Source organism: Kitasatospora sp. NPDC054795 (assembly GCF_053611565.1).
The window spans coordinates 1-10009 of sequence record NZ_JBSHAP010000021.1; the positions used below are offsets into that span (position 1 = coordinate 1).

Consider the following 10009-nt stretch of genomic DNA (forward strand, 5'->3'; position numbering starts at 1 on the left):
TCATCCAACTCGCCGGTGTCTTCCGGGGCTTGACGCCCTGTCCGACGTTTCAAACTCTAGCCGATCCCCGCTCCGAAAAGCGAATCCGACCGCAACCCAATTAAACGCGCACCCCGAATAAGCATCAGGCCACGACGCACACAGGCGAAGCGACCCGGCTCGAACCGGGAAGTGGTGTTTCAGAGGATTGGCCGCCCCGGGACCGTCCGCGCAGCTGCGTGTCCGGTGCTCCCTGTCAGGCGACTAGGAGACAGTACTCCTACTCCGGTCCCAAGCCAAACGCCCCTGCCCGGCTCCTCCCCGCCCCCGCCCGCCCCCACTACCGGACGCCGATGAACGCCGGCGTTCATCGTTTGTCTACCGCCCTCCCCCAAGCTCGTGCCACACCGCGCCCCGAGGACCAGGCGGCGCGATCGCACGAGAGAACCACGAGGTACACGGGGACATGAAGACGATGAAGGCCCTCCGGCAGATCGCCCTGGCCACCGCCACCACCGCGCTCGCGCTGGCCGGGGCCGTGGCCTCCACCGGCACCGCGGAGGCGGCGATCGACCGGGCCGGCGACCACGTCTCGATCTGGGACGACGAGCCGCTCTACCCGGGTTGGTACATCGAGTCCGGCTCCACCAGGATGATCATGCAGCCCGACGGCAACTTCGTCGTCTACCAGTTCGGCAGCGACGTCAAAATGGCCAGCAACACCGTCGGCTGCGGCTACAAGGCCGTCATGCAGGTCGACGGCAACTTCGTCGTCTACGCCGCCAACGGCTACGCCTGCTGGTCCTCCGGCACCGCCGGCCACCCGCACGCCAAGCTGACCGTCACCTCCGGCGGCACCTCCGGCGTCTACTGGGGCGGCGGCATCATCCCCCGGCTCGCCCACTCCACCGACCGCGGCCCCTTCTCCGGCCCGGGCTCGGTCTTCTTCTCCTCCGACCTCTACTGAGTCCTCCCCGGCCCGTCCCCCCGGAGCGCGAGCCAGCTGACCAGGTCGGCCACCGTCCACCGCGGCCGGGCGGACAGCCGCTCCGCCGCCGTCCGCAGCAGCACCGGCAGGTGGCCGCAGAGCGCGGCCACCTCGGCCACCGCCTCCGGCTCCCGCCGCACCCGCTCCGCGCCGGCGATCCGGGCCAGCAACTCGTAGGCGTCGTGCGGCTCCAGCGGTCCCACCGCAAGCCGCACGGCGTCCCCGGGCAGCGCGCCCGGCTCCGCGCCCGCCACCACCGCGGCGCAGCCGGGCGCCGAGGGCAGCAGCGGCCCCGGCTCGGCCACCCCGTCGAGCAGCACCAGCAGCCGACGCCCGGTGAGTGCCGCGCGGTAGCGCGCGGACAGCTCGTCGAGGCCGGCCGAGGAGTCCGCGCGATCCCCCAACGCCCTCAGGAAGCCGGCCAGCACCGCGCCCGAGCCGCCGCCGCCCGCATACAGCTGCCCGCCCGCGTACAGCTGCCCGTCCGGAAAGGCGTCCTGGACGGCGTGGGCGACATGCACCGCCAGCGCCGACGCGCCGCAGCCCGCCGGGCCCGACAGCCCCAGCACCGGCGTGCCGCCCGCCCTCAGCGCCCGCTCCGCCTCCCGCACCTGCGCCGCCCGCCCGACCAGGTCCGGAATGTCCGGCGGCAGCTGACACGGCCTCGGCAGCCGCCGCAGCAGCACCGGGGTCTCGCCGCGCCGGATCTGCTCCGCCAGCTCGACCAGCGCCGGGGCGGGTTCGAGCCCGAGTTCCCCGTCCAACCGCTCCCGCAGCGCCTCGTACCCCGCCAGCGCCTCCGCCGGACGGCCGCAGCGGTGCAGCGCCAGCAGGTGCAGCCGGTGCACCTCCTCGTCCTGCGGGTACGACGCCGCCAGCCCGGCCAGCGGATCCAGCGCCTCGGCGTGCCGGCCGAGCGCCAGGTCCAGGCCGAGCAGTGCCTTCACCGCCGCGAACCGCCCGGCTGCGAGCCGCTCCCGGACCCGCTCGGCGAACGCCCCGGGCACCCCGTCCAGGGCGCGCTGCCCCTCCCAGGAACCCAGTGCCCGCGCCAGCGACTCGCGCGCCCGCAGGGGATCCTGGTGACGCAGCGCAATGGCCTCGGCCACCGCGACCTCGTAACGGAAGAGGTCCACCGCCGTGCGCGGCATCTCCAGCCGGTAGCCGCCCGCGGTCCCGACCAGCAGCCCGGGCGCGCCCAGGGCACGCCGCAGGCGGTGGACGTGCGTGCCGATCTGCCCGACCGGATCCTTCGGCCAGCGGGTGTCGTCCACCCCCCACAGGTCCTCGACCAGCCGATCCGTGGACACCAGCTGTCCCGGCGGGATCAGCAGCGCCGCGAGCACGGCCCGCTGCTGCGGTCGGCCGAGGTCGAGCTCACGGCCCTCGCACCGGGCCCGCAGCGGACCCAGCAGGCTGAAATCGAGCCCCACCGCCCACCTCTCGAAAGACGTCGATCCGGTACACAATCTGTGACAGAGAATAGGCCGCCGGGGTATGGGGGCCCCGCCGTCCGGCCGGAACTGGCGGGATCCCGGCACAGAACGGCTTTCGGGGACGGGACGGGGACGGGACATGGGTGACATCGGGGGGTCCGGACTGCGGTTCGGACTGCTGGGACCACTGCGGGCCTGGTACGGGGAGCAGGAGCTGGAACTGGGCAGGCCGCAGCAGCGGGCCGTGCTCGCCGTCCTGCTGGGCGCGGCCGGGCGGACGGTGGCCGTCCCGGTGCTGGTCGAGGGGGTTTGGGGCGGGGCGGCACCGGCCGACCCGCGCAAGGCCGTCCAGCTCGCCGTCTCCCGGCTGCGCGCCGCGTTCCGGCCGTACGCCGGGGACGACCCGGAGCGGATGCCGCTGGTCCGGGTCGGCGACGGCTACGCGTTCAAGGCGGCCGGGGCCGAGCTGGACTCGGTCGAGTGGGACGCCCTGCTGGCCGAGGCCCGACGGCTGCGCGACGCGGACGCGCCGCCGCAGGAGGTCCGGGAGGTGCTGCGCCGCGCCCACCGGATGTGGGTCGGCGAGGCACTGGCCGGACTGCCCGGGCCGCACGCCGAGGCCGTCCGCGCCCGCCTGACCGAACAGCGGGTCTCGGCCAAGGAGGCGGAACTGGAGCTGGACACCGACCTCGGCGACCGCACCGACCTCACCGCCGCGGCGGCCGCCCTCGCCCTGGAGCACCCCGGCCGCCCCCGGCTCACCGCCGTCCTGATGCGCGCCCTCTACCAGGCCGGGCGCAAGGCCGAGGCGCTCGCCGTGTACGAGGACGCCCGCGCCTGGCTCCCGCCGGGCGAGGACGGACCGGCCGGGCTCCAGCTGCGCATCCTGCGCGAGGACGCCTCCCTGCTGCCCGCGAACGCCACCGCCGGCCCGGCCGAACCGGCCGCCACCGAAACCGACAGTTGGCAGGCGCCCGACCAGCTCCCGTCCGGCCTGCCCGACTTCACCGGCCGCACCGAGGAGGCCGAGACCCTCGCCGACCGCCTCGCCGGCGCCGGCAGCCGGGCCGTCGTGGTCTCCGCCCTGGACGGCATGGGCGGCGTCGGCAAGACCACCCTCGCCGTGCACGTGGCCCGCCGGGTCCGCGACCGCTTCCCCGACGGACAGCTCTTCGCCGACCTGCGCGGCGCCGACCGCACCCCGCCCGACCCCGGCACGGTGCTCGCCGGATTCCTGCGGGACCTCGGCGTCGACCCGGGCGAGATCCCGCCGGACACCGGCGAACGCAGCGCGCTCTACCGCTCGGCCCTGTCCGGGCGGCGCGTCCTGGTCGTCCTCGACAACGCCGCCACCCCCGGCCACGTCGAACCGCTGCTGCCCGGCTCACCCGGGTGCGCGGTCCTCGTCACCAGCCGCCACCGGCTGACCGGCCTCGCCGGGGCCCACCAGCTGCGCCTGGACACCCTGCCGCCCGAGCAGGCGCTGGAGCTGTTCACCCTGATCGTCGGCGCCGAACGCGTCGCCGCCGAGCCCGGGGCCGCCGAGCAGGTCGTCCGGGCGTGCGGGCTGCTGCCGCTCGCCGTCCGCATCGTCGCCTCCCGGCTCGCCGCCGACCCCTCCCTCACCCTGGCCGCACTCACCGAAGGGCTTCGCCGCGAGCACCGGCTGGCCGAACTCAGCGACGGCGAACGGACCGTCGAAGCCAGCTTCGCGCTCTCCTACCGCCGCCTCGACGCCGAACTCGCCCGCGCCTTCCGGCTGCTCTCCCTGCCCGACGCCCCCGACGTCCCGCTGCCCTGCGCCGCCGCCCTGCTCGACCGCACCGAGGCCGAGACCGGAGAGCTGCTCGAAACCCTCGTCGACCTCAACCTCCTGCACTCCCCGCGCTTCGGCCGCTACGGGTTCCACGACCTCGTCCGTGCCTACGCCCGCGGTCGGCTCGCCGAGGAGGACGGTGCCGCCGAGAGCACCGCCGCCACCGACCGGCTGCTCGACTTCTGCCTCGCCAGCGCCCGCAACGCCGACCTCGCCGCCCGCAGGCCCGACCCGGTCGAGCTCAGCCTGCTCGACGCGGCCGTGTCCCACCCCGGCCGACCGGTCGCCGACGGCGCGCAAGCCGTGCGCTGGATGCGCGAGCAGGCCGAGGTGCACGCCGCCGTCATCGCCCTGAGCTGCGCCGACCCGGCCGTGCCGCTCGACCGCGCCGCCGAACTCGCCGACCGGATGAGCTCGGTGCTCGCCGAACGCACCCAGACCACCGTCATCGCCGACCTCGCCGAACGCCTCGCCGGTGAAGCCGAGGCCCGCGGCGACCACGGCCCGCACGCCCTCGCCCGGTACGTGCGCGGCTCCATGCTCTGGCACGTCAACCGCTACGCCGAGTCCGCGGAGGAGGTCCGCCGGGTCGTCGACATCTGTACCGCCACCGGCACCGAACGGGTCCTCGCCAAGGCCCTGCTCACCCTCGGCGGCAACGCCCGCGTCCACGGCCGCTACGCCGAGGCCGCCGAGCACGCCGGCCGCGCCGCGGGGCTGTTCCGCCGCCTGGACGCCGGACGCTCCGAGGGCAGCGCGCTCGGCGAGTTCGCCTTCAGCGCGGCCCAGACCGGACGCCTCGACGAGGCCCGGGACGCCGCCGAACGCTGCGCCCGCCTGATGAGCGACTCCGGCCCGGTCTCCGCCGCGACCGGCCGCTACTACCTCGCCCGGGTACTGCGGCTGTGCGGTGACCCGGAGGCGGCGCTCGCCCACGCCGTCGGCGCCCGCGAGGAGTTCGCCGCCCTCCAGGTCACCGTCTTCGCCGCCGCGTCCGGGGACCTCGCCGCCCGCATCCACGCCGAGGCCGGCCGCTGGCTGCTCGCCGTCGACGCCGCCGAGGCCGTCCTCCCGCTCGCCCGCCGCACCAGCGCCGCCCTGGAGGCCGCCCTGCTGCGCACCCTCGGCACTGCGCTCACCGGCCTCGGCCGCCCACGCCAGGCCCGGGCCTGTCTGACGGACGCCCTGGAGGTGTACGAGCGGCTGGGGCTCAAGGAGGAATCCGCGCAGGTCAGGGGGCTGCTGGAGCGGTAGACGCGGTATCAACGCGGAGGTGCACTACGCGCGTTGACCGACCGTCTACCGCAGTGCCGGAACGTCTCTCTCGTCAGGCCCCGGGCCGCAGCGGTTGCGGCCCGGGGCGACACCACAGACGAGAGGCGCAACCATGCCCACGCTCCCCCAGCACGGTCAGAACTGGACGCTCAAGTCCGCCAACGGAACCGTCGCCGACCTCCGCTCCAGCCAGACCACCGCCGGCACCGCCATCCAGTCCTGGGGCCCCAACGGCACCACCGCCCAGGGCTGGACCTTCTGGGCCAAGGAGAACGGCAGCTTCCTCCTGGAGACCCTGCTGACCACCGGACGGCACGCAGGCGGCCAGGCCATGGTCATGGACTTCAACTACTCCATCGGCCAGACCTGGCTCTACAACGAGCACAACCAGCCCAACCAGCACTGGTGCTTCGAGCCCCTCGACAACGACTGGGTGCGCATCCGCACCACCCGCACCAACGACGGCATGCTCTTCCTCACCGCCGCCGCCCCGGGCTCGCCCCTCACCCTGGCCAAGCAGGACGACGGCAACCCGGCGCAGCGCTGGCAGCTCGTCCCGGCCGGGAGCGCCGGCAACGGCGGCCAGCAGCAGCCCCAGCCGCAGCCCCAGCCCCAGCCGCAGCCCGGCGGCGGTGACTTCCGCACCGAGATGCTGAACGCCGTCAACGCCGAGCGCGGCCGGGTCGGCGCCCCGCCGGTGCGCCTGGACGACCGCCTCAGCGCGGCCGCCCAGCGCCACGCCAACGACATGGCCTCGCACGACCTCACCCAGCACAACGGCACCGACGGCAGCAGCCCCTGGGACCGCATCGCGGCCGCCGGCTTCTCCTCGCGGGCCTCCGCCGAGAACGTCACCCCGAGCAACAGCGTGCCGGAGGCGATGCAGATGTGGATGAACAGCCCGGGCCACCGGGTGAACATCCTCAACCCCGACTACAACTTCATCGGCATCGGCTACGCGCCCCGCCAGCGCGGCAACTGGGGCCGCTACGTGCAGACCTTCGGCAAGGCCTGAGACCCCGACCGGCACCCTTCCAGCAGCAAGGAGTCCCTACCCATGTCCTCGAACGCGGCGGACCTGATCCGCATCGCCCGAGACGAGGTCGGCTACCACGAGGGTCGCAGCGGCGGGCACTGGAACAACATCCAGAAGTTCTCCCCCGCCGTCGCCGGCCTGGAGTGGTCCCAGGGCGAGGCCTGGTGCGCCACCTTCGTCGCCTGGTGCGCCGAGCAGTCCGGCAACGGCGGGCGCTTCCCGGTGAGCGCCTCCTGCGCGGAGGGCGTCGCCTGGTTCAAGGAGCGCGACCGCTTCACCGAGTACCCGGTCATCGGCGGCCAGGTCTTCTTCGGGCCCGGCGGCGGCAGCCACACCGGCATCTGCGTCGCCTACACCAGCTCCACCATCACCACCGTCGAGGGCAACACCAACGACGGGGGAAGCTCCGAGGGCGACGGCGTCTACCTCAAGACCCGTGAGCGCCACTCGGACTGGGTCCACGGCTACGGCATCCCGGACTTCGCCGAGAGCGTCGTCCTCGCCGATCCGCAGTGGAAGGACCGCTCCGGGGCGCTCTACTTCGGGCAGGAGGCGTCCGCCGACGACAGCCCCGCCGGCGGCGCCCCGTTCAGCACCGCCCCGGCGGCCGGCGGCGACGGCAACGGCGACGGCTACGAGCCCTTCCCCGGCGCCGATTTCTTCCAGGACGGCCGGAACAGCGACGTCATCACCCGGATGGGAGAGCGCCTCGTCGCCGAGGGCTGCTCCGCCTACGCCGAGGGCCCGGGGCCCGAGTGGTCCGGCGCCGACCGCGAGTCCTTCCGCAACTGGCAGCACAAGCTCGGCGACTCGGGCGCGGACGCCGACGGCGTCCCCGGCCCCAAGCAGTGGGCCGCGCTCGCGGTCCCGCGCGGCTGACGCCGGGCACACGGCGCACCCACCTCACCAGAAGGAGAAACCGATGAGCACCATCACCCGTACCCGCAGGCTCCTCGCCTCGGTCGGGGCCGTCGCGGCCGTCGCGGGGGCGGTCGTGGCGGGCGCACCCGCCGCACAGGCGGCGCAGGCCGGCGCCTGCGACCTGTCGCCGTCCGTGGGAGGCATGACGGCCGTGAACAACGGCTCCGGGGCCGGCGCGCTCGACCTGTACCACAACGTCGAGGCCAACGGTCAGCCGATCATCATCTATCCGGCCAACCAGTCGCCCGCGCAGACCTGGTCGTTCTGGAAGTACTGCGACGGCACCACGGCGATCTCGCACGGGCAGGGCAAGGTCATCGACCTCGACACCGGCTCGGGCGCGGTCCACCTCTGGGACACCCCCGGCGGGCTGGACGGCCTCAACCGGCCGACCGGCGACTGGATGCCGGCCAACCAGAAGTGGCTGCTGACGGACAACGACCGCGGCTGGTACATGATCCTCAGCGCGGCCACCGGGCAGTGCCTCACCTCCAACGGCGGCGGCCAGGCCGTCGGGGTGACCTCCTGCAACACCGGTGACCCGGCCCAGCGCTGGCTGCTGGGCTGACGAACCACCGGGCCCGGTCCGCTCCTCGACGTCGAGCGGACCGGGCCTATCCTCGTCCGCGTGCCCCTCATCAGCCTGCACGACCGCACCGCGCTCGCCGCCCGCTTCCACACCGATCCGGCGCTGCACCTCTTCGAGCTCGGCGACCTGGACGACACTCTCTGGCCCAACACCACCTGGTACACCGCCGCTCCCGACACCGGGCACGGACCGGTCGCACTGCTCTACAGCGGCGGCGGCACCCCCGTCCTGCTCGCCTTCGCCCGGCCCGCCGGCCTCCCGCCGCTGGAGGCGCTGCTGCGCGACCTCCGGCCCTTCCTCCCCCGCCGGTTCACGGCCGGGCTGCCGGACGGCGCCGAGCGGGCGCTCGCACCCGACTACGCGGTCGAGCGCCGGACCCCGCTGCTGCGGATGCTCCTCACGGCGGAGCTCCCGGCCGAGGACACCCACGAGACCCGGCCGTTGGGCCTCGCCGACGTCGACGGCGTCCGCGCCCTGCTCGCCGAGTCCTACCCCGACTCCTGGTTCGACCCCCGGATGCTGGCCGGCGGCGGCTACGTCGGCGTCCGCGAGAACGGCCGGCTGCTGGCCGTCGCCGGGGTGCACGTCCACTCGCCCGCCCAGCGGGTCGCCGTGCTCGGCAACGTCACCACCCACCCCGACGCCCGCGGCCGCGGCCTCGCCCGGGCCTGCGTCACCGCGCTCTGCCGCCGGCTGGCCGCGAGCACCGACCACCTGGGCCTGAACGTCCGCACCGACAACGCCCCGGCGATCCGGCTGTACGAGCGGCTCGGCTTCACCACCGTCGCCACGTACAACGAGCTGGTGCTCGGCGCCACCTCATAGGGCGCGTCCCGGACACCGCGGCCCGGGAGCCGGACCGCGGCGGACCGGACCGCGGGCAACCGGTCACGGCTCCTCCACGCGCCCCTCACCCGCCCCGCACCGGCGCCCCACAGCCCCCGCACCGGCCCCGGGCCGCGCCCCGCCACCGCCCGGCCGGGCGGTGGATCACGAGTCGATATCCCTTGTCACGGCCGCGCCAGGGACTCGTCACGAGCGTGTCAAAGCGGCGCCGAACCCATGGTTCCGATCGTTCGCGCTGCGCTATGAACGTCCCTCAGGAGGACCGCCGGGACCGGGGGTCCGCAACCACGGGGGATCCACACGTGAAGCCCATCCGCAGCAGTCGCCACGCCCTGACCCTGGCCTCGCTGGCCGCTGTCGGCGCGCTCACCCTGACCGCCTGCAACGACGACGCCTCGTCGTCCGACACCGCGACGACCCCGCCGGCGACCGGCACGCCCGCGCCCCAGGCCGCCTCGCCGAGCGCCGCGGCCACCACCCCGGCCGCCGGCGGTTCGGCCTCCGTCCCGGCGGGCGGCACCGCCTCCGGTACGGCCGCCGCGCCCGCGCCGGCCGACAGCGCCCCGGCGGCCGGGACCACCCTGAAGCTCGGCGACGCCGCCACCATCCCGTTCAGCTCGGGCAGCACCAAGGGCACCATCGCGCTCGCGGTCACCTCGATCGAGAAGGGCGACCCGGCCGACCTCACCTCGCTCAACCTGGGCGACAAGGCCAAGGGGCTGGTGCCGTACTACATCCACTACAAGGTCACCAACGCCGGCAGCACCGACCTGTCCTACACCAGCGTCAACCACATGAAGGGCCTGCTGGCGGACGGCACCGAGGCGCAGGAGCTGATGGTCATCGGCTCCTTCCCCAAGTGCAAGAGCGAGTCGCTGCCCAAGGGCTTCACCAACGGCCAGTCCGCCACGTCCTGTGCGGTGGCGATGTCCCCGGAGGCCTCCAAGGTCGCGGGCGCGGAGTACTGGGGCGAGCCGTACACCCTCGGCAAGGGCCTCAACTGGAAGTGATGCCCGGGTGGTGCGGGCGGGGGGGCGCGCGGGCGCCCCCCCCCGCCCGGCCCCCCCCCCGGGCGGCAGCCCCCGGGCGGGGGAGTTTTAACAAAAGAGGCTGGCCGCGGGAA

At 74.6% G+C, this 10009-nt stretch carries 8 protein-coding genes; 7 read left to right on the forward strand and 1 reads right to left on the reverse strand.

Annotated elements, in window-relative coordinates; genetic code table 11:
- The first annotated feature begins 445 nt into the window (after nt 1-445).
- Nucleotides 446-946 carry a hypothetical protein gene (locus ACWGJO_RS10365; protein ID WP_452183044.1) on the forward strand — a complete coding sequence of 167 codons (501 nt, stop codon included), beginning with the start codon at nt 446-448 and terminating at the stop codon, nt 944-946.
- Here ACWGJO_RS10365 and ACWGJO_RS10370 read toward each other — a convergent pair.
- On the reverse strand, nt 940-2400 hold the full coding sequence (locus ACWGJO_RS10370) for an AfsR/SARP family transcriptional regulator (RefSeq protein ID WP_452183045.1): 1461 nt from the start codon (nt 2398-2400) through the stop codon (nt 940-942). The two genes, ACWGJO_RS10365 and ACWGJO_RS10370, sit on opposite strands and share 7 nt — an antisense overlap.
- 142 nt (nt 2401-2542) lie before the next feature.
- On the opposite strand from ACWGJO_RS10370, the gene ACWGJO_RS10375 reads away from it, so the two are divergent.
- The 6 genes from ACWGJO_RS10375 to ACWGJO_RS10400 all read left to right on the forward strand — a co-directional run bounded on the left by ACWGJO_RS10375 (nt 2543) and on the right by ACWGJO_RS10400 (nt 9896).
- Nucleotides 2543-5473 (forward strand): AfsR/SARP family transcriptional regulator, encoded by a 2931-nt coding sequence (locus ACWGJO_RS10375; RefSeq protein WP_452183046.1) that lies wholly within the window; start codon nt 2543-2545, stop codon nt 5471-5473.
- A 133-nt stretch (nt 5474-5606) separates the two neighbouring features.
- Nucleotides 5607-6509, forward strand: coding sequence for a CAP domain-containing protein (locus tag ACWGJO_RS10380; protein ID WP_452183047.1), 903 nt, complete (start codon nt 5607-5609; stop codon nt 6507-6509).
- 42 nt (nt 6510-6551) lie between these two features.
- Nucleotides 6552-7409, forward strand: a complete 858-nt coding sequence (locus ACWGJO_RS10385) for a peptidoglycan-binding protein (RefSeq protein WP_452183048.1) — start codon at nt 6552-6554, stop codon at nt 7407-7409.
- A 43-nt stretch (nt 7410-7452) separates the two neighbouring features.
- Entirely contained in the window at nt 7453-8019 is a 567-nt protein-coding gene (locus tag ACWGJO_RS10390) for an RICIN domain-containing protein (RefSeq protein ID WP_452183049.1), read from the forward strand.
- Between the two features lie 60 nt (nt 8020-8079).
- Nucleotides 8080-8865, forward strand: a complete 786-nt coding sequence (locus ACWGJO_RS10395) for a GNAT family N-acetyltransferase (RefSeq protein ID WP_452183050.1) — start codon at nt 8080-8082, stop codon at nt 8863-8865.
- Between the two features lie 323 nt (nt 8866-9188).
- On the forward strand, nt 9189-9896 hold the full coding sequence (locus ACWGJO_RS10400) for a hypothetical protein (protein ID WP_452183051.1): 708 nt from the start codon (nt 9189-9191) through the stop codon (nt 9894-9896).
- Nucleotides 9897-10009: the final 113 nt, after the last annotated feature.

What these genes read in the sequence shown, in the direction of transcription:
- ACWGJO_RS10365 (WP_452183044.1), top strand. Translation starts at nt 446, where the DNA reads ATGAAGACGATGAAGGCCCTCCGGCAGATCGCCCTGGCCACCGCCACC.
- ACWGJO_RS10390 (WP_452183049.1), top strand. Translation starts at nt 7,453, where the DNA reads ATGAGCACCATCACCCGTACCCGCAGGCTCCTCGCCTCGGTCGGGGCC.
- ACWGJO_RS10380 (WP_452183047.1), top strand. Translation starts at nt 5,607, where the DNA reads ATGCCCACGCTCCCCCAGCACGGTCAGAACTGGACGCTCAAGTCCGCC.
- ACWGJO_RS10375 (WP_452183046.1), top strand. Translation starts at nt 2,543, where the DNA reads ATGGGTGACATCGGGGGGTCCGGACTGCGGTTCGGACTGCTGGGACCA.
- ACWGJO_RS10385 (WP_452183048.1), top strand. Translation starts at nt 6,552, where the DNA reads ATGTCCTCGAACGCGGCGGACCTGATCCGCATCGCCCGAGACGAGGTC.